The 18,425-nt window shown below is 69.8% G+C and carries 15 protein-coding genes and 1 tRNA gene; 7 read left to right on the forward strand and 9 right to left on the reverse strand.

Annotated features, from left to right (window positions below; all coding sequences use genetic code 11):
- Nucleotides 1-82 precede the first annotated feature (82 nt).
- Both ccsA and P8934_RS16180 read left to right on the forward strand, forming a co-directional pair.
- Entirely contained in the window at nucleotides 83-883 is an 801-nt protein-coding gene (ccsA, locus tag P8934_RS16175; protein WP_278031936.1) for a cytochrome c biogenesis protein CcsA, read from the forward strand.
- Between the two features lie 76 nt (nucleotides 884-959).
- Complete coding sequence (locus P8934_RS16180) at nucleotides 960-2,243, forward strand: HlyC/CorC family transporter (protein WP_278031937.1); 1,284 nt, start codon at nucleotides 960-962, stop codon at nucleotides 2,241-2,243.
- Nucleotides 2,244-2,246: 3 nt separating this feature from the next.
- Here P8934_RS16180 and P8934_RS16185 read toward each other — a convergent pair whose 3' ends face one another.
- Complete coding sequence (locus P8934_RS16185; RefSeq protein WP_278031938.1) at nucleotides 2,247-2,951, reverse strand: 1-acyl-sn-glycerol-3-phosphate acyltransferase; 705 nt, start codon at nucleotides 2,949-2,951, stop codon at nucleotides 2,247-2,249.
- A complete protein-coding gene (locus P8934_RS16190) occupies nucleotides 2,951-3,568 on the reverse strand; it encodes a TetR-like C-terminal domain-containing protein (protein WP_106231350.1) in 618 nt (205 codons plus the stop codon). Before P8934_RS16190 ends, P8934_RS16185 begins: the two co-directional genes overlap by 1 nt.
- A gap of 189 nt (nucleotides 3,569-3,757) precedes the next feature.
- Here P8934_RS16190 and P8934_RS16195 point away from each other — a divergent pair, with 189 nt between their 5' ends.
- Nucleotides 3,758-4,444, forward strand: coding sequence for an SOS response-associated peptidase (locus P8934_RS16195; protein ID WP_278031939.1), 687 nt, complete (start codon nucleotides 3,758-3,760; stop codon nucleotides 4,442-4,444).
- The gene (locus P8934_RS16200; RefSeq protein ID WP_278031940.1) at nucleotides 4,444-7,299 is read left to right on the forward strand and encodes an insulinase family protein; all 2,856 of its coding nucleotides are present in this window, start codon (nucleotides 4,444-4,446) and stop codon (nucleotides 7,297-7,299) included. Before P8934_RS16195 ends, P8934_RS16200 begins: the two co-directional genes overlap by 1 nt.
- 67 nt (nucleotides 7,300-7,366) lie before the next feature.
- Here the strand turns inward: P8934_RS16200 and sbcB are convergent, their stop codons facing one another.
- The 4 genes from sbcB to minC all read right to left on the reverse strand — a co-directional run bounded on the left by sbcB (nucleotide 7,367) and on the right by minC (nucleotide 10,871).
- Nucleotides 7,367-8,857 (reverse strand): exodeoxyribonuclease I, encoded by a 1,491-nt coding sequence (gene sbcB, locus P8934_RS16205; protein WP_278031941.1) that lies wholly within the window; start codon nucleotides 8,855-8,857, stop codon nucleotides 7,367-7,369.
- 107 nt (nucleotides 8,858-8,964) lie between these two features.
- Nucleotides 8,965-9,216, reverse strand: a complete 252-nt coding sequence (gene minE, locus P8934_RS16210) for a cell division topological specificity factor MinE (protein ID WP_071944062.1) — start codon at nucleotides 9,214-9,216, stop codon at nucleotides 8,965-8,967.
- Nucleotides 9,213-10,031 (reverse strand): septum site-determining protein MinD, encoded by an 819-nt coding sequence (minD, locus tag P8934_RS16215; RefSeq protein ID WP_106231346.1) that lies wholly within the window; start codon nucleotides 10,029-10,031, stop codon nucleotides 9,213-9,215. Before minD ends, minE begins: the two co-directional genes overlap by 4 nt.
- A 72-nt stretch (nucleotides 10,032-10,103) precedes the next feature.
- Complete coding sequence (gene minC, locus P8934_RS16220; protein WP_278031942.1) at nucleotides 10,104-10,871, reverse strand: septum site-determining protein MinC; 768 nt, start codon at nucleotides 10,869-10,871, stop codon at nucleotides 10,104-10,106.
- A gap of 259 nt (nucleotides 10,872-11,130) precedes the next feature.
- On the opposite strand from minC, the gene P8934_RS16225 reads away from it, so the two are divergent.
- The gene (locus P8934_RS16225; RefSeq protein ID WP_278031943.1) at nucleotides 11,131-13,911 is read left to right on the forward strand and encodes a DUF349 domain-containing protein; all 2,781 of its coding nucleotides are present in this window, start codon (nucleotides 11,131-11,133) and stop codon (nucleotides 13,909-13,911) included.
- Between the two features lie 103 nt (nucleotides 13,912-14,014).
- On the opposite strand, the gene phbB is transcribed toward P8934_RS16225, so the two are convergent.
- Nucleotides 14,015-14,761 carry an acetoacetyl-CoA reductase gene (phbB, locus tag P8934_RS16230; RefSeq protein ID WP_278031944.1) on the reverse strand — a complete coding sequence of 249 codons (747 nt, stop codon included), beginning with the start codon at nucleotides 14,759-14,761 and terminating at the stop codon, nucleotides 14,015-14,017.
- A gap of 190 nt (nucleotides 14,762-14,951) precedes the next feature.
- On the opposite strand from phbB, the gene P8934_RS16235 reads away from it, so the two are divergent.
- Nucleotides 14,952-15,028, forward strand: a tRNA-Met gene (locus tag P8934_RS16235).
- Between the two features lie 318 nt (nucleotides 15,029-15,346).
- On the opposite strand, the gene P8934_RS16240 is transcribed toward P8934_RS16235, so the two are convergent.
- On the reverse strand, nucleotides 15,347-16,132 hold the full coding sequence (locus P8934_RS16240) for a DUF3750 domain-containing protein (protein ID WP_278031945.1): 786 nt from the start codon (nucleotides 16,130-16,132) through the stop codon (nucleotides 15,347-15,349).
- A gap of 76 nt (nucleotides 16,133-16,208) precedes the next feature.
- On the opposite strand from P8934_RS16240, the gene P8934_RS16245 reads away from it, so the two are divergent.
- A complete protein-coding gene (locus P8934_RS16245; protein WP_278031946.1) occupies nucleotides 16,209-17,147 on the forward strand; it encodes a tetratricopeptide repeat protein in 939 nt (312 codons plus the stop codon).
- A 56-nt stretch (nucleotides 17,148-17,203) separates the two neighbouring features.
- On the opposite strand, the gene P8934_RS16250 is transcribed toward P8934_RS16245, so the two are convergent.
- Nucleotides 17,204-18,382: a PatB family C-S lyase gene (locus P8934_RS16250; protein WP_278031947.1), complete on the reverse strand. Its 1,179-nt coding sequence runs from the start codon at nucleotides 18,380-18,382 to the stop codon at nucleotides 17,204-17,206.
- Between the last annotated feature and the right edge of the window lie 43 nt (nucleotides 18,383-18,425).

An 18,425-nucleotide genomic window follows, 5' to 3' on the forward strand; every position in this document is an offset into this window, starting at 1 on the left:
GTGCGCGGCCCGGTGGATTCGGTATAGTAGCGGCTCCATTCCATCTCACCAGGCGCTGGCGAAGGCGCACGGACAGCGATCGATGCAGCCGCTATCACTTGCCGTCATGGCCTTCATCTTCTACCTCGGTGCCGCCTCCTGGCAGGGGCTGACCCTGGTTCGGCGGGTGCCGCCGCGCGCCATGCTGGTGCGCGGACTGAGCCTGCTCGGCCTGCTCTGTCACCTGCCCCTGGCCGCCACCCTGCTGGCCCGAGGTGACTCCCTGCTGCCCGGGCTCTCCACCAGCGCGGTGCTGGCCAGTGGCCTGGCCGTGCTGGTGCTGCTTGTGGTCAGCCTCGTCAAGCCGGTCCTCAACGTCGCCACCGGGCTGCTGCCGCTGGCCGGCCTGACCCTGCTGCTGGCGGTCGGCCTGCCGAGCCCCGAGCGCGGGACCGGCATGACCCCGGGAATCGCCCTGCACGCCCTGAGCAGCGCGCTGGCATTCGCGTTGCTGGCCATCGCCGCCATCCAGGCAGTCCTGCTCGGCGTCCAGAACCAGGCGCTGCGCCATCACCACATCCGCGGCGTGGTCCAGTCGCTGCCGCCGCTGACCACCATGGAACGGATCCTCTTCGAGCTGATCTGGGCCGGCATGATCCTGCTGACCCTGTCGATCGTCAGCGGCTTCCTGTTCATCGACAACATGTTCGCCCAGCACCTGGCCCACAAGTCCATCCTCTCGCTGGCCGCCTGGGTGATCTTCGCCACCCTGCTGTTCAGCCACCACCGGCTGGGCTGGCGAGGCATGCGGGCGGTCCGCTGGACCCTGGGCGGCTGCCTGGTGCTGCTGCTGGCCTACTTCGGCAGCAAGTTCGTGCTGGAGATCCTGCTCGACCGCGGCTGACGCCGGCACTCGCCTTGACACCGCATGACCGACCCCCTACAACTCGAGCCTGATACGCCTTTGAGGATCCTTCGACTTGAGTGACGACTTCCCGCTGGGACTGCTGTTCGGCCTGCTGTTCCTGCTCGTCTGTCTTTCCGCCTTCTTCTCCAGTTCCGAGACCGGGATGATGTCGATCAACCGCTACCGCCTGAGCCACCAGGCGAACAGCGGCGAGTCACGCGCCCAGCGGGTGATGCGCCTGCTCGCCAGGCCGGACCGGCTGATCGGCGTGATCCTGATCGGCAACAACCTGGTCAACAACCTGGCGGCCGCCATCGCCACCGTACTGGCCATCCACTTCTTCGGCGAGGTCACGGGCCCGGCCATCGCCCCCCTGGTGCTGACCATCGTGATCCTGATCTTCGCCGAGGTCACGCCGAAGACCTATGCCGCGGTCAAGCCCGAGCGCATCGCCTATCCCGCCTCGCTGGTGCTCGAGCCACTGCTCAAGCTGCTCTACCCCCTGGTATGGCTGGTCAACGCCATCTCCAACGGCCTGCTGCGCCTGCTCGGCGTGAAGAGCATCGACGGCGAAACCGACAACCTGACCCGCGACGAACTGCGCACCGTGGTGCATGAGGCCGGCACCCTGATCCCGCGCCGTCACCAGGCGATGCTGCTGTCGATTCTCGACCTCGAGAACGTCACCGTGAACGACATCATGGTGCCGCGCCATGAGGTGATGGGCCTCGACCTGGACGACGACCTGGAGGAGATCCTGGCCCGCATCCGCACCAGCCAGCATACCCGGGTGCCGGTCTACAAGGGCGACATCAACAACATCATCGGCATGCTCCACCTGCGCAACGCGGCACGTTTCCTGTCCCGCGGCGAGGTGACCAAGGCCGCCATCGTCCAGGAGGCCCGCGAGCCCTACTTCATCCCCGAGTCCACCCCGCTGCACACCCAGCTGCTCAACTTCCAGAAGCAGAAGCGGCGCATCGGCATCGTGGTGGACGAGTACGGCGACGTGGAGGGGCTGGTGACCCTGGAGGACATCCTCGAGGAGATCGTCGGCGAGTTCACCACCGACGTGGCGGGCCTGGACCAGGAGATCCACCTGCAGGACGACGGCAGCCACGTCATCGACGGTACCGCCAACATCCGCGACATCAACAAGGCGCTGGGCTGGCAGCTGCCCACGGACGGCCCCAAGACCCTCAACGGGGTGATCCTCGAGCACCTGGAGTCCTTTCCCGACGGACCGGCCTGCCTGCAGATCGGCAACGTGCGCATGGAGATCCTCGAGGTCCGTGACAACCTGATTACCGCGGCACGCTGCTGGCAGCCGACACGGCGCCCCGCTCGACTCGGCTGATGCCTACCTCCGCGCGCTGTCGGCCCAGCCATCGGCCTCGGCCTTGAGCGAACGCACCCGGGCCTCGACGTTGCGCCGGCTCGCCTCGCCGGCCGGCAGGGGCTCACCGAAGAAGAGCGCCACCCTCGCCCGGAACCGGCGAGGCGGCTTGGTCAGTGCCTTGCCGCCATGGTGCGAGGTCCAGGATCCCCAGAGACCGGCGAGGCCAGCAGGCACCACCGGCACCGCATCCCGGGCCAGGATCAGCTCGAGGCCACGGCGGAAGGGGTGCACCTCGCCGTCCGAGGTCAGGCGCCCCTCGGGAAACACCATCACCACCTCGCCCTGGCGCAGCGCGTGGCTGACCTCGATCAGCGCACGACGCACGCTGCCCGGGTCGCGACGGTCGGCATCCACGGGGATGGCCCCCACCAGGCGGAACAGCCAGTTGAGCCAGGGCGACTCGTAGATCGGCTTGTCCATCAGGAAACGCAGCGGCCGGGGGCTCGCCCCGCCCACCACCAGGGCATCCATGAAGCTGACATGGTTGCAGACGACGATGGCCGGGCCACGCGGGGGGATGTGGTGGCGACCGCGGAAGCGCAGCCGGTAGACGAGGTGGACCAGCAGGAAGACCAGCCAGCGCAGGAAGGGCCGGGGCGCGCTGGCCAGTCGCCAGCTCCCCGCCACCATCGCCAGGCCCGTGACCCCCCACAGCCAGGGGGTCATCACGTCACGCCGGGCGCGTGCCTGAGGCCCGCCAGGATGGTGGCGAGCAGCTGGTCGAGCAGCTCGCCCACCTCCAGCGGCTCGCCCTGCCAGTACCCCAGGCGCTCGTTGAGCCCCAGCTGGACCAGGCCGTGGACACTGCCCCAGAGGGTGCGGCTCAACCGCCGTGCCTCCAGGTCGTCCAGCGCCGGCTGGTACTCCTTGAGGGTCGCCTCCACGCGCAGGAAGAGACCCTCGATCATCTCGTTCTGGCGCTGGTCCAGCTCCCCCTCCTGGGCCAGGGGGTAGTCGAACAGCAGCTGCCAGCGGTAGGCATCCTCGCGGGCGAACTGCCAGTAGGCCCTGGCCAGCGCCTTGAGCCGCTCCTCGGGGGCGATATCGGCGAGCAGCGGCTCGATCACCCCGCGCAGGCGCGCCAGGGTCTCGATGTTGACGTGCTGGAGCAGGTTGCCGAAGCTGCCGTAGAGCTTGAGGAGGGTGCTCGGCGCACAGCCCACCTCCCGGGCGAGGGCACGCAGCGACAGCGTGTGGGCCGGGTGCTCCTGCAGCCAGGCATCACATGCGGCCATGACCTGGGCATGGAGTGCCTCGGGGGCATGCTGTCTGGGACGGGCCATCGGGTTCCTCGCAGGGATAGTGGCAGGCATCGCGGGTCGGGCGACAAGGATACCCTCATCGAACACTGTTTTCGACAGGATATCCCACACGGATGACGATGCAAGCCGGCGCCAGGATCGCCGCCCGTTCGCCGCTTTTCTCGTCAGGTCGACTTGGTTACCCTGTCGCCCCACCACCCCGGAGACCCCATGGCCGGCCGACTGCACATCGCCCCCCTCGAGCTCGAGCGCCTGCTGCCCGACATGGTCGCCGAGACCACCCCGATCACCGGCGCCAACCTGGCCCCGCGTCGCCCCCTGTCGATCGTGCGCCTGGAAGGGGGCCGGCTGCGCCTGGTGAACGCCTTCTGGGGGCTCACGCCCCCCTGGCTGAAGGTGCTCGACCATGCGCCCCACTGCGCCCGGGCCGAAGCGCTGACGACCCGACCCATGTTCCGCGAGGCCTTCGACGCGCGCCGCTGCCTGGTCCCGGCGAGCGGCATCTATGTGTGGAAGCCGCAGCCACGCTTCAAGCAGCCCTTCCTGGTGACCCGCGTCGACCGCGGCCCGCTGCTGCTGGCAGGGCTCTGGTGCCGCTTCCATACCACCCTGAGCGAGTACAATGACTCCATGGCGCTGATCACGGTGCCCACCGGGACGCTGCTCGCCCCGCTCACCGACCGGCTACCGGCGGTGATCTCCCCCGAGGGCGCGAGGCGCTGGCTCGACCCGCAGACCCCGGTGGCCGAGGCGCAATCGATGCTTGTGCCCGCTCCCGGGGAACTGTTGGGCGCCTTTCCGGTATCAAGACGAGTGAATGATCCCGCTAACCAGGATCCGGCCTGTGCCCATCCCACCGGGCCCATGCTGCGCCAGCCCATGCCACAGGAGCGATGATGACACAGCCCTTGCCTGCCCCCCTGCGCCAACCGGCCCGCCTGCTCGCCTGGCTTGCCGTGGCCGCGACCCTGATCACGGGCCTGGCCGCCCGGGCCGAGGCACCCGAGCCAGCGGCGACCGTCGACGAGGTCGTCTCGCCGCGGGTCAGCCCACACGATGACCGCGACTACCGTGCCCTGACCCTCGACAACGGCCTGAGCGTGCTGCTGGTCAGCGACCCCGAGGCCGACCAGGCCGCCGCCTCGCTGAACGTCGGCGTGGGCAGCGCCCAGGACCCGGAGGACCTGGCCGGCCTGGCCCACTTCCTCGAGCACATGCTGTTCCTGGGCACCGATGCCTACCCGGCGTCGGATGCCTACCAGGCCTACCTGTCGCGCCATGGGGGGAGCCACAATGCCTTCACCGCCCCCCATGACACCAACTACTTCTTCGACATCGAGCCGGACGCCCTGGCCGGCGCCCTGGACCGGTTCAGCCGCTTCTTCGTTGCCCCACTGTTCAATGCCGACCGCCTGGAGAGCGAGCGCAACGTGGTCCACTCCGAGTACCAGGCGCGCATCCGCGACGACGGGCGCCGCGCCCAGGACGTGCTCGACCAGCTGCTCAATCCCGAGCACCCCACCACCGGTTTCTCGGTGGGCAGTCGCGAGACCCTGGCCGACCGCCCCGCAGGCGAGCCGAGCCTGCGCGAGCGGGTGATCGACTTCTACGAGAACCACTACGGTGCCAACGTCATGCACCTGGCCGTGGTCGCCCCCCAGTCCCTCGATGAGCTGGAGGCCATGGTCACCGAGCGCTTCGCCGAGGTACCCGACCGCGGCCTCTCCCGCCCGGTCATCGAGGCGCCACTGGTGGCGGCACAGACCCTGCCCCGCGCCGCCGAGATGCAGTCGGTGCGCGACAGCCAGCGGGTCAGCTTCCTGTTCCCGGTGCCCGACCCCCAGGAGGCCTATCGCCACAAGCCGGCCGACTACCTGGCCAACCTGCTCGGCCACGAGGGCGAGGGCAGCCTGCTCGCGGTGCTGCGCGAGGCGGGCTGGGCCGACGGCCTCTCCGCGGGGGTGACCCGCGGCGACGGCCGCCATGCGCTGTTCGCCGTGGACATCAGCCTGACGCCGGATGGCGCCGAGCGGCTCGACCGCATCCAGGAAAGCCTGTTCGCCACCATCGAGCGGATCCGCGAGGCCGGCCTGGCGGAATGGCGCTACGAGGAGCAGGCGCGCCTGGCCGAGCAGCAGTTCCGCTTCCAGCAGCACGGCTCGCCCCAGGGCGATGCCATGCGGCTGGCCATGAACCTGTCACGCTACCCGCTGAAGGACGTCAACGTCGCGCCCTACCGCATGGATGGCTTCGATCGCGACCAGATCACGCGCTGGCTCGACGGCCTGCGGCCCGACAGGATGCTGCGGCTCTACAGCGGCCCGGAGGTGGAGGGCGAGAAGGTCTCGCCCTGGTTCGACGCCCCCTGGCGCGAGGTCGAGGCGACAGGCGAAGCCGAGCCGCTGGCGGGCCTCGCCCTGCCCGAGCCCAACCCCTACATCGCCGAGGACCTCGAGCTGCTCGACCGTCACGACGAGGTCCCCGAGAAGCGCATCGAGGTGCCGGGCTTCAGCTTCTGGTACAAGGCGGATGCCAGCTTCGACACCCCCAAGGTGGAGTGGCGCTTCAGCCTGCAGCACCCCGCCGCCAGCCGTGAGGCCCGCGAGGCGGCGCTATCCCGGCTGCTCGCCGGCTGGCTCGGCGACAGCCTCAACGAGACCCTCTACCCGGCACGGCTGGCCGGCCATGGTTTCGAGGCCTATGCCCACGCCCGGGGCATCACCCTGTCGTTCTCCGGCTGGCGGGACCGCCAGGACCGCCTGATCGCCCGGGTCCTCGACCAGTTGCAGGAGGGCGAGATCGACGCGGCAAGCTTCGACCGGGTGCACTACCGCCTGCAGCGCGAATGGCGCAACGCGCCCCAGGACGCCCTCTACCGGCAGGCCCATCGCACCCTGGCCGAGGCCCTGGTACGCCCCCAGTGGCCTACCGATGCCCTGCTCGAGGCCAGCCGCGAGCTCGGCGTGGAGGACCTGCGCGACTTCCGCGAACGTTTCCTGGCCGACCTGCGCCTGGAGGCCATGGCCGTGGGCAACCTCGACGCCGCGCTCGCCGAGCGCGAGGCAAGGCAGGTCGCCGAGGCGCTCTCCCCCTCCCTTGCGGACGACGAGATCCCGGACCTCGTCCCCCTGCAGGCGGATGAGCTGCCCGCACTGACACCGACCACCACCCGGGAGGAGTCGCTGGTGCTGCGCTACCTCCAGGGGCCGGACCGCTCGCTGGCCAGTCAGGCGCGCCTGGCGGTGCTGGGCCAGCTGCTGGAGACTCCCTTCTACCAGCGCCTGCGCACCGAGGAACAGCTCGGCTATGTGGTCAACGCTGGTTACTCGCCGATGCTGGATGCCCCGGGCATCAGCCTGCTGGTGCAGTCTCCCGATACCGCAAGCGAGGCAATCCAGGAGCGCATCGATGCCTTCCTGGACGACTTCGCCGGGCGGCTCGAGGCGCTCGACGACGAGGAGCTGGCGCCCTATCGCCAGGCCGTGCACGACGAGCTGATGCAGCGCGACACCAGCCTCTCGGGGCGCACCAATCGCCTGTGGCGCGCGCTCGCCTACGGTGACATCGCCTTCGACCGCCACCGCCGTCTCGCCGAGCGGGCCCTGGCCGTGACGGCCGAGGAGCTGCGCGAGGGCTGGCCGGAACTGCGCGAGGAGGCCGTGGCGCGGGTGAGCTTCGACCCGGGTGACGAGCCCAGCGACGTGCTCGCCCTGAGCCATCACCTGAAGCCGCTGCCCGAAGACCACGACTGACCCGCCGACACGACAGTGCCCGGCCGATGGCCGGGCACTGTCGTTGGCATCGCGATGCCCCCTGAGGTCAGTCGAAGGCCTGGGGCGGCATGATCGCCTCCACGTGCATCACCAGTTCCTCGAGGATCTGCCGGTCACGGTCGGAGAGCGGCACACTGTTGAGCCGCTCGATCTCCCGGGCGAACTCCTTGAGGGTCAGGCCGGCGATGGCCGGGTCGTTCATGCGCTCCCAGCGGAAGGCCTCCCAGCGCGCCTGCTCCTCGCTCTCCAGGGTCTCCGGATAGCTGCGGGCCCGGTAGCGGAACAGCATCTCCTCGAGGCGCGGGTCCTGGAAGGCGAAGCGTGCCCCCACCAGGTCCCAGGGGTCGGTCTCGCGCACCCGCTGCATCTGCTGGCGGTCCGCCGGCGAGAAGAAACCCCCGGCATAGAGCATCAGGTCCGGGTCATGCGGCGGCTCGGGAGGCGGCGCGGCAAACACCTCGGCGACCCGGGCAGCCACTTCCGGTCGGGCCGACAGCTGCTTCCAGTGCTCGCGGCAGGCAGCCAGGTCAAGCCCCAGGCGCTCGACGATCGCGCCATACTCACCCTTGTGCGGCCCTGCCACGTCCTTGAGGGCGCTGGTCGGGAACAGCACCGGGCACTTGTTGAGGTGGATCACCTTCAGCGGAATGCGTTCGGCTCCCTCCGCCAGGTCGTCGTTGCTGACGAAGACCCGCTCGCGGATCTGTTCCGGGGTGAGCTCCAGCAGCGGGGCCGGATCCATGGAGAGGTCGAAGACGATCACCCCGTTGGGGTTGGAGGGGTGCTCGGCCAGCGGCATCACCAAGGCGCTGCAACCACGACTCGCCGGGTAGCGGCGCGAGATGTGCAGCACCGGCTTGCGCCCGGGCAGGTCCAGCTGCCGGGCGACGGCACGCTTGCCGCGCAGCCCCAGCAGGTAGTCGAAGAGCTTGCCGTTGCGCTCCCGCAGCAGCCTCGCCAGGGCGATGGTGGCGCGGACGTCGGCCAGGGCATCATGGGCCCCCGCATGGGCGATGCCGTTGGCGGCCGTGAGGTGTTCCAGCTTGAAGCTCGGCGCACCATCGTCGCGCGTCGGCCACTCGATGCCCTCGGGGCGCAGGGCATGGAAGGCACGCACCACGTCGATCAGATCCCAGCGCGAGTTGCCGTTCTGCCACTCCCGGGCATAGGGGTCGAGCAGGTTGCGATAGAAGAGGTGGCGGCTCACCTCGTCGTCGAAGCGCAGGCTGTTGTAGCCCAGTGCGCAGGTGCCCGGCTCGCTCATGGCCGCCTCGACCACGCCGGCGAACTCGGCCTCGGGCAGGCCGCGGCGACGGGCCTGCTGGGGCGTGATGCCGGTGATCAGGCAGGCCTGGGGATGGGGCAGAAAGTCATCGGCCGGCTTGCAGAAGAGCTCGAGGGGCTCGCCAATCTCGTTGAGGTCGGCATCGGTGCGAATGGCCGCGAACTGGGAGGGGCGGTCGCGGCGCGGGTCGGCGCCGAAGGTCTCGTAGTCGTGCCACAGGAAGGACTGCGGGGCGGCGGGGGACTGCGCCATGGTCGGGAGCTCTCCGAAGGGCGTGGATTCACGGGCCCCAGCCTAGCACAGCCCCGCGGACGACTCAGCCGACGGGCCGTCACCCGGGAGACGCTCAGGGACCGCGCTCAGGCCTTGGGCAGGGTCACGTTGAGCTCCAGCACCGAGCAGTTGTCCTCGCTGTCGAGGGTGATGTTCACCGCATCGTCGTCGATCTGCACGTAGCGGCGGATCACCTCCAGCAGCTCCTTCTCCAGCAGCGGCATGTAATCCGGCTGCCCCCGCTGGGTGCGCTGATGGGCCACGATGATCTGCAGCCGCTCCTTGGCGACCGACGCGGACTTCTTGCGCTCTCGCTTCAGGAAATCGAGCAACTTCACCGGCGGACTCCTCCAAACATGCGGCTCAACAGGCTCTTCTTCTGGTACTCGTGGAAGCGCAAGGGCACCTCCTCGCCCAGCAGGCGCGCCACGGTATCGGCATAGGCCTGGCCGGCATCGCTGTTGTCATCGTGGGTGACCGGCACCCCCTGGTTGGACGCCCGCAGCACCGCCTCCGACTCCGGGATCAGGCCGAGCAGGTCGATGGCCAGGATCTCGCGGATGTCCTCCAGGTTGAGCATGTCCCCCAGGTCGACCCGGCCCGGGTTGTAGCGGGTGATCAGCAGGTGCTCCTGGATCGGGTCCTCGCCGCGCTCGGCGCGCCGGGTCTTGGAGGCCAGCAGGCCGAGGATACGGTCGGAGTCGCGCACCGAGGAGACCTCGGGATTGGTGACCACGATCGCCGCGTCGGCGTAGTACATGGCCAGCTGGGCGCCGCGCTCGATGCCCGCCGGGGAGTCGCAGATGATGAAGTCGAAGTCCTTGCTCAGGGTATCGAGCACCTTCTCGACGCCCTCCTGGGTCAGGGCATCCTTGTCGCGGGTCTGGGAGGCCGGCAGGATGTGCAGGTTGTCGACCCGCTTGTCGCGGATCAGCGCCTGGTTCAGCCCCGCCTCGCCCTGGATCACGTTGACCAGGTCATAGACCACGCGGCGCTCGCAACCCATGATCAGGTCGAGGTTCCGCAGCCCCACATCGAAGTCGATGACCACGGTCTTCTTGCCACGCAGCGCCAGCCCTGTGGCGATGGCGGCTGCGCTGGTTGTCTTGCCGACCCCACCCTTGCCGGAGGTCACAACGATGATCTTGGCCAAGTGTCGCATCCTGTCTTGTGATGATGAAAGGGAATGGTGGTGCCAGCGCGGCTGCCACGCCGGTCGCCGGCATCAGGCCAGCGGCGTGATGCCGAGCTGGTCATCGCTCAGCCGGACCTGGACGGTGGTACCCAGCAGGCGCGGGTCGATGTCCTCGAGGCGCTTGTAGTTACCGGCCACCGAGAGCAGCTCGGCATGCAGCTCCCGGCAGAAGATGCCGGCCTGGGGATCACCATGGATACCGGCCAGGGCACGCCCGCGCAGGGCTCCATAGACATGCACGCTGCCGGCGGCGAGCACCTCGGCGCCGGCATTGACCGCCCCCACCACCACCAGGTCGCCCTCGGGCGCGGTGACCTGCTGCCCGGAGCGCACCGTGCCGCGGTAGATGCGGCCGCCCGCCGTGGTACCGGCCAGCGCATCGGGGGTCACGGCCTCCCCTGCCGGCTCGGGCGGCTCGGCCATCTCGGTATCGCCGTCGCCGGCGACGCTCTCCAGGGAGCGCGGGCGCGAGGCCTCCTGGGGCGGGAACCAGCCCAGCCCCAGGGCCCAGGCCGACTGCTTGACCGGGTCCGGGCCGCCGCGCACCGCCACCGGCAGCAGCTTGTGGGCCCGGCACACCGCGCAGATGCGCTCCAGGGCCAGGTGCGGTTCATCGAGCTTCTCGACGTTGAGAACGACCGGGGTATGCTGGAAGAAGGCCGGCGACTGGCTGAGCTTGCCCGCGAGCTGCTCGCGAATGCGCTCGGGATCGGCGCTGGTCAGCTCCATGACCGTCATCGGCAGCATCCCCCCCTTGAAGGTGAATGCCATGCTGTCCCTGTCCACTTTGAGACTCATTGCCGAACTCCACGTCGGGTGATGATCGGGGTACAGCCACAAAGCTAAGCGAGTGGCTGCGACCCTGCAACCGATCATACGGTCAAGGGGCAGCCGTTGTCAGTGTCTCCGGATGGCCACACCTCCCGGTCGGCTGGCCTTTTCTGCAACCTCGGCACGTGCTTAGATACTCTCGACCCAGGCACCGCACCGCTGCCGCCAACAACAACGATCTTACCCGCGCCCCGTCGGGGAGCACTCCCTTTTGCCAGGATGCCCCATGCCAGGACTCCTTCGTCGCCTGTTCGCCCCGCGCTGGAAACACCCGGACCCCGAGGTCCGCTGCCAGGCCGTCGTCCGCCTCGACCCGTCCCGCGATGACCAGCGCCATGCCCTCGAGCGGCTCGCCCTCGACCCCGAGCCCGCGGTGCGCGAGGCGGCCCTGGCCCGCCTGGAGGATCCCGAGCGCCTGTTCGCCCTGTGCAAGGAGGGTGACGCCTCCCCGGAGCTGCGACGCCACCTGGTGGCCCTGCTCGCCGGCCGACGCGGTGCGCATGACCTGCCGACACGCATCGCCCTGGTGGAGCGGCTCGAGGACCCTGGCCTGCTCAACGAGCTGGCCCTGCAGGGCGACAACCAGCAGCTGCGCCTCGCCGCCCTGGCCCGCCTCGAGGCGGAAGAGGACCTGATCCGCCAGGCCTGCGACAACGGCATCGCCGCCGTGCGTCATGCCGCCGCCGCCCGGGTGGAGAGCGAGGCGGGACTCTCCCGCCTGGCCCACGAGGCCCGCCGCGACCGCCAGGTGGCCCGCAAGGCGCGTGAACGCCTCAACCGTATGCGGGCCGACGCCGCCTCTCTGGCAGCCGCCCGGGAGCGCCGCGAAACTCTGCTCGAGACCCTCGAGCAGCACGCCGGCAGCCCCTGGGAACCGCTCTATGCCGGTCGTTTCCGCCACCTGATGCGCGAATGGGCCAAGCTGGAGGACCTGCCGGACGCCCGGCAGGAGCGGCGCTATCAGGATGCCTGCCTGCGCTGCCGCAAGGTCATCGGCGACCACGAGGCCCAGGAGCATGCACGGGATGCCGACCATCGCCAGCGCGAGAGTGCCGACCAGACCCGGGAGGCTCTGGTCGAGGCCCTGGAGGAGAGCCTCGAGGGCCTGCAGCAGGGCGACCGGCTGACCGACCAGGACATTGCCAGCCTGCGCGCCCAGAAGCGCCTGCTGGCCACCCGCTGGCAGGCCCTCTCCGACCAGCACCTGGCCGACGAGGCACTGCGTGACCGCTATGACCGGGCTCTGGCCGCCTATGAGGGCATCGTCCAGGCGCGCGTCCGCCTGGACGAGCGTGCCGAGGCGATCGAGCAGGCCCTGACCGACGGCGATGACCAACGCCTCGAGGCGCTGGTGGAGGCCTGCGGATGGCCACCGGGACTGGCCCCGGCGCCGCTGCTTGAGCGAGCCCGGCAGCGCCTCGCCGCCGAGCCTGCCCGGGAAGACGCCGATCTGGAGGCCCGACTGTCACGCTTCGTCGAGGAGCTCGACCAGCTCGAGCGCCTGCTGGAGAGCGGCGCCTTCAAGAGCGCCAGCCGGCTGCACCAGCGCCTGCGCCAGCAGGCCGACCGGCTGCCCCAGGCAACGCTCGAGCCGTACCAGGCGCGACTCAAGCGCCTCGCGGCACGACTCGCCGAACTGCGCGACTGGCGCGGCTTCGTCGCCGGGCCCAAGCGTGACCAGCTTTGTCTCGCCATCGAGGCGCTGGCCGAGGAGGAGAGCGCCAGCGACCAGGCCCTCGACCGCCACCATCGCCAGCTGGTCAGGGAGTGGAAGGCCCTGGGCGATGCCGCCGCCAACCGCGAGCAGTCCGCCCGCTTCCGGGCCGCCTCCGACCGTATCCACGAGCTCCTGGCCCCCTGGCGGGAACGCCAGCAGGCCGAACGCCAGCGCAACCTGGCGGGCCGCGAGGCACTGTGCGAGCAGCTCGAGACACTGCTCGAGCAGCCTGCCCACGAGGCCGACCCCGATGCGCTGCGCGAGATCCGCGACCGCTCGCGGGAGCAGTGGCGCCGCTTCGCACCGGTACCCCGGGAGCAGGCCGAGCCCATCGGACGACGCTTCGGGCGCATCCGTCACGACCTCCAGGCGCTGATCGACCGGCGCGCCCGGGAGATCGCCGAGGCCAAGCGCGACCTCATCGAGCAGACCCGCGAACTGCTGGCCCGGGAGATGCCCGCGGCCAGGCGGGCCGAGCAGGCCAAGGCGCTGCAGCGTCGCTGGCGTGAGCTGGGGCGCGCACCCAAGGGCGAGGAGCAGGCGCTGTGGCGGGAGTTCCGCTCGCTGTGCGACGACATCTTCGCCAGCCGTGATGCCGCCCGGGATGACCAGGCCCAGCGCAACCAGGCCCGTCTGGATGCCATGCAGGCGCTGATCGACCGGCTTGACAGCTGGCACCCGGCGCACAGCCGCGAGGTTAGCGTGCTGGACGAGGCGGTGCGCGAGGCCACGGCACTCGAGCCCCTGCCCTCGGGACGGCGCAGCGAGGGCATGCGCCGTCGCTGGACCGGCATCGTGCGGGCCCGCCGCGAGCGCCTGGCCCGCCTGTCGCTGGCCGAGGAAGCCGAGCGCTGGCAGGCCATCCGCCCCCTGCTCAATGCCCACCTGCAGGCGGACGCCCGGCGCCTGGCGGGTGGCCCCGTCGAGACGGTTCCCCTGCCGGATGGCCTGGCGCTGCCGAGCCCACTGCGGGACGCCCACGAGCGGCGCAATGCCGCCCGCCAGACCGGCGCGGACGATGCGGTGGAGGAGCGACTGGCACGCCTGCGGGCCCACCTGTCACTGCTGGCCGGAGGTCGCGTCAACCAGCGGGACGACCCGCTGCGCCTGGCGATCCAGGTCGAGCGCCTCAACGACAGCCTGAGCCAGCAGACCTCTCGGGCCGAGGAGCTCCATCAGATACTCGCCGACCTGCTGGCCACCGGCCCGATGCCCGAGGGGCTATGGGAGCGCGAGGTGGGCGAACTCGACCGCATGCTCGAGAGCCTGGCCGAGCTGCCACCGCCCTGATCGGCAACGCCGCCCACAGACGCGACAGCGCGAGGCGTATGCCTCGCGCTGTGGGGGCTGCCGCCAGGGTCACCGGCGACAGGGGCGTGCGACGGTCGGGCGATCAGCCCATGAACTGCCCGCCGTTGATGTCGATGTTGGCGCCGGTGATGAAGCCCGACTCCTGGTCGGCGAGGAAGGCCACCAGGCGACCGATCTCCTCGGGCGTCCCGTAGCGCTTGACCGGAATGGTCTCGCGGATGGCCTCACGGACCTTCTCGGGAATGTTCATGATCATGTCGGTGGCGATGTAGCCGGGCGACACCGTGTTCACGGTGATGCCCTTGGTGGCCGTCTCCTGGGCCAGCGACATGGTCAGGCCATGCATGCCCGCCTTGGCCGCGGCGTAGTTGACCTGGCCGAACTGGCCCTTGCGGCCGTTGATGGACGAGATGTTGATGATCCGGCCGTAGCCCTTGTCGAGCATGCTCTCGATCACGCTGCGGCAGGTATTGAAGACGCTGTTGAGGTTGGTGTCGATGACCTCGTGCCACTGGTCCGGCGTCATCTTCTTCATGGTGCCGTCCCGGGTGATCCCGGCACAGTTGACCAGCACGCTCACGGGACCGTGCTTCTCCTCGATCTCCTTGACCCCTTTCACGCAGGCATCAAAGTCGACCAGGTCGATCCCGGCGATGTCGATGTTGTCGAAACCCTCGGCCTTCTGGGTCTCCAGCCAGGCCTTGGCCTTCTCCGGGTTGTGGTATCCCGCTACCACCGTGTAGCCCTCTGAGGCCAGCGTGCGGCAGATGGCGCTGCCGATACCCCCGGTACCACCGGTGACCCAGGCGACGGGTGCTTGTGTTGTCATTGACTACCTCCCTGATATGCATGACATCTTGTCTGGCGTGGCGCCAGGCCGGCCATCGCCAGTATTGTTCATTGACCTGTCACCTTGATGACAGCAGAGGGAGTATGGACCAGAAAATGCCACCGGGACGAGCGTTTGAAATCAATCCTTGACCAAAGGCGAATAGCCTGTAGAATACGCCACACGTTGATGCGGGGTGGAGCAGTCTGGTAGCTCGTCGGGCTCATAACCCGAAGGTCATCGGTTCAAATCCGGTCCCCGCTACCAAATACCGAGAAAGCCGATTCCTGCGGGAGTCGGCTTTTTCATGTGGTATGACCGTCGGTCATCGGTTCCCTGTCGTTTCAGAGTCAGCGGTCCCCGCTACCAAATCTAAGAAAAAGGCCAGAACCTACCCGTTCTGGCCTTTTTCATGTCTACAGTAAAACTTTCTGGTAACTCGTCGGGCTCGGCTCTTCACAACCCCAGGAAGGTCATCGGCTCAATCCGGTCCCCGTTACCAAACACCGAGAAAGCCGATTCCTGAGGGAGTCGGCTTTTTCATATGGCATGACCGTCGGTCATCGGTTCCCTGTCGCTTCAGAGTCAGCGGTCCCCGCTGCCCTCCCCTCGCCCCTTGATGGCGGGCGCCATGCCCAGCCGGCCGATGCCCGGCAGCTTGAGCGCCGGGCGGAGCGGGTCGATGCCCAGCGCGAGGCCGAGCAGGCTGATCTCGAGCCCCTCGTCACGCCCCAGGGTCAGCCCCAGCAGGCCGCCCAGCGAGGCGGTGACGCCACGCCCGCCCGGCGCCGCGGCCAGCACGCCGTCGAGCAGGTAGTCCTTGCCCACCGCGGTCACCGGCAGCGTCGCCTCCAGCCCCTCCACCTCGCGGACCACCCAGGCGGTGAAGGTGTTGCTGTTGGGGCCCGGCCAGGCACGGTAGGTCGAGGGAGCCGGGTAGGCCGCCACCGCAGCCTCGATCCCGGGAATCAGCCGCGCGGCCGCCTCGCCACGGTAGTCGGCCAGCAGCACCGGCTCGCTGCCGTACCAGGCCCGGTCCGGCGTATGGGTCGAGCGGGACACCAGGGCCGGACGGCGCCAGCTGAGCACATGGTGCATGCGCCAGGCGTCGGCTCCGGCTTGGCGAGTGGCGATCCAGGTATGCACGCCGAAGGCGCCGCGCCAGCCCCAGGCCCTGGCCGCATAGAGCTGCACCACCGCCCCCGAGCCCTCGGCAGCGGACGGGGCCAGGCCGGCCGGGGCACGATCGGCCGTGGACCAGTGGCCACGACCCTCCACGCGCTCGGTGGCCAGCATCCACAGCGGCCCGGCCAGCAGCAGGGCGAGCATCACCGCCAGCCCGGCGGTCATACGCAGAATTCGTCCTACCATGGGCCGCTCCCCTTGAAGTCGCGGGTGATCACCCGCATCTGTACTGCAAATTCATCCCCACGGAAGGCTAGCGATCATGCCCATCGTCGACCCCCGCACCGGTGAGCCGCTCACCGACGACACTTCCGCCGGCGAGAATGCCGAGGCGCCGTCTGCCGGCGGCCAGAACGCCGAGATGATCATCGACGTCGACGCCAGCAACATCCAGCAGCTGCTCGAGACCTCGATGCAGGTGCCCGTGCTGCTCGACTGCTGGGCCCCCTGGTGCGAGCCCTGCAAGAACCTGATGCCGATCCTCGAGAAGCTGGCCCGCGAGTACCAGGGGGCCTTCATTCTCGCCAAGCTCAACATCGACGAGAACCAGGAGATCGCCGGCCAGCTCGGCGTGCGCTCGGTGCCGGACGTCAAGCTGATCAGCCAGGGCGGCCTGGTCGACCACTTCCAGGGCGCCCTGCCCGAGAAGCAGGTGCGCGAGTGGCTGGGACGCTACTTCCCGGCGCCGGAGGAGGCCCCGGCGAGCCCCGAGGACCAGGCCGCCGAGGCCCTGGCCGCCGGCGATGCCGCCACCGCCCGGCAAATCTACCAGGAGCTGGTGCAGCAGTATCCCCAGCACCACCCCTACCAGGTGGAGCTGGCCCGCGCCCTGGTGGCCGATGGCCAGGCCGAAGAGGCCCGCGCCCTGCTGGACAACCTCCCCCCGGAGGAGCGCGATGCCGCCCCGGCCCGCGGCGTGCGCGCCAGCATCGAGTTCGGCGAGCAGGGTCCCTCCGCGGAGGAGCTGGCCGCCCTGGAGGGCCGCGACGACAGCGAGGCCCACTACAAGCGCGCCCTGCGCCAGGTCGCCGACGGCCAGTACGAGGAAGGCCTGGATGCCCTGCTGGCGCTGATGAAGCGCGACCGCGCCTACGGCGACGATGCCGCCCGCCGCACCCTGCTGCAGGTCTTCGATGCCCTGGGGGCCGACCATCCGCTGACGGTCGCCTACCGCCGTAAGCTCTTCGCCCTGCTCTACTGACGCGCCAGCCAGGGTCCGACTCGCACGGCCGCCTCCCGGGGCGGCCGTGCGTGTGTTCAGCCCCCGAGCACGGCATCCAGGCGCGCCAGGGCCGCCTCCAGCTGGGTGGCCGTGGTGCCGAAGTTGAGGCGGGCAAAGCCCGGCCAGCCGAAATCGGCGCCGTCGGAGAGTGCCACACCGGCCCGCTCGAGGAGCAGCCGCTGCGGCGCCCCCGCGAGCCCCTCGAGCGCTCGCGCCTCGCGCAGGTCCAGCCAGGCCAGGTAGGTGGACTCGGGCGGACTCATCGCCACGCCGGGCCAGCCGGCCACCCGCTCGACCAGCGCCTGGCGATGACCGCGCAGCACGCCCAGCAGGGCCTGCCGCCATGGTTCGCCATGGGCATGGGCGGCCTCCGCGGCGACCAGCCCCAGGACATTGCCATCGGGCGTCAGCCCCTTGATACCCTTGGCGAAGCGTCGTCGCAGGCCGGCGTCGGGGATCACCGCGCAGGCCGTGGTGAGCCCCGCCAGGTTGAAGGTCTTGGATGGCGCCCAGAGGGTCAGGATGCGCGAGGCCAGCTCGGGGAACGCGGCCGCCAGCGGCACATGACGGGCGCCCTCGTCGAGCAGCAGGTCGCAGTGCAGCTCGTCGGAGACCACATACAGGTCGTGACGCGTGACCAGCTCCACCAGCCCCGCCAGCTCCTCGCGGGTCCACACTCGGCCGGTGGGGTTGTGGGGGTGGCACCAGAGCAGCAGCCGGGTCTCGGGCGTGATCGCCGCCTCCAGCGCCGCAAGGTCGAGCCGCCAGGTCTCGCCGGGCGCGGCCGGGGCGCACATCGCCGCCTGCTGCGGCATGCGCCCGGTGCGCTCGGCCACCCGCAGGAAGGGCGGATAGATGGGCGTCACCGTCAGCACACCGTCCCCGGGCTCGGTCAGTGCCAGGCTCGCCATGTGCAGCGCCGGCACCACGCCCGGCAACCACAGCTGCCAGCCGGGCTCGATGGCCCAGCCATAATGCTCGGCGCTCCAGGCGCAGAGGGTCTCGCGCAGCGAGTCGGGCACCAGGCCATAGCCGAAGACGCCATGCTCGACCCGGGCCCGCAGGGCCTCGATGACCGCAGGGGGCGAGGCGAAGTCCATGTCGGCGACCCACAGCGGCAGCACGTCATCGCCGTAGCGGTGCCACTTCTGCGAGGGCCAGTCGCCGCCCGACGGGTGGCGGCGCTCGACGGGCGTGGCAAAATCGAATTCCATGTGCAGTTCCCGATCCCAGAAGGCCAACAAGATGAACGAGACC

The organism is Halomonas sp. CKK8 (assembly GCF_029625235.1).
In the GTDB taxonomy this organism is placed as follows: Bacteria; Pseudomonadota; Gammaproteobacteria; order Pseudomonadales; family Halomonadaceae; genus Halomonas; species Halomonas ventosae.

Coding starts and splice junctions, on each gene's coding strand:
- P8934_RS16190 (WP_106231350.1), bottom strand. CDS start 3,568: ATGGCCCGTCCCAGACAGCATGCCCCCGAGGCACTCCATGCCCAGGTC.
- phbB (WP_278031944.1), bottom strand. CDS start 14,761: ATGACAACACAAGCACCCGTCGCCTGGGTCACCGGTGGTACCGGGGGT.
- P8934_RS16245 (WP_278031946.1), top strand. CDS start 16,209: ATGCCCATCGTCGACCCCCGCACCGGTGAGCCGCTCACCGACGACACT.
- P8934_RS16195 (WP_278031939.1), top strand. CDS start 3,758: ATGGCCGGCCGACTGCACATCGCCCCCCTCGAGCTCGAGCGCCTGCTG.
- P8934_RS16240 (WP_278031945.1), bottom strand. CDS start 16,132: ATGGTAGGACGAATTCTGCGTATGACCGCCGGGCTGGCGGTGATGCTC.
- P8934_RS16185 (WP_278031938.1), bottom strand. CDS start 2,951: ATGACCCCCTGGCTGTGGGGGGTCACGGGCCTGGCGATGGTGGCGGGG.
- P8934_RS16225 (WP_278031943.1), top strand. CDS start 11,131: ATGCCAGGACTCCTTCGTCGCCTGTTCGCCCCGCGCTGGAAACACCCG.
- minC (WP_278031942.1), bottom strand. CDS start 10,871: ATGAGTCTCAAAGTGGACAGGGACAGCATGGCATTCACCTTCAAGGGG.
- sbcB (WP_278031941.1), bottom strand. CDS start 8,857: ATGGCGCAGTCCCCCGCCGCCCCGCAGTCCTTCCTGTGGCACGACTAC.
- P8934_RS16250 (WP_278031947.1), bottom strand. CDS start 18,382: ATGGAATTCGATTTTGCCACGCCCGTCGAGCGCCGCCACCCGTCGGGC.
- P8934_RS16200 (WP_278031940.1), top strand. CDS start 4,444: ATGACACAGCCCTTGCCTGCCCCCCTGCGCCAACCGGCCCGCCTGCTC.
- ccsA (WP_278031936.1), top strand. CDS start 83: ATGCAGCCGCTATCACTTGCCGTCATGGCCTTCATCTTCTACCTCGGT.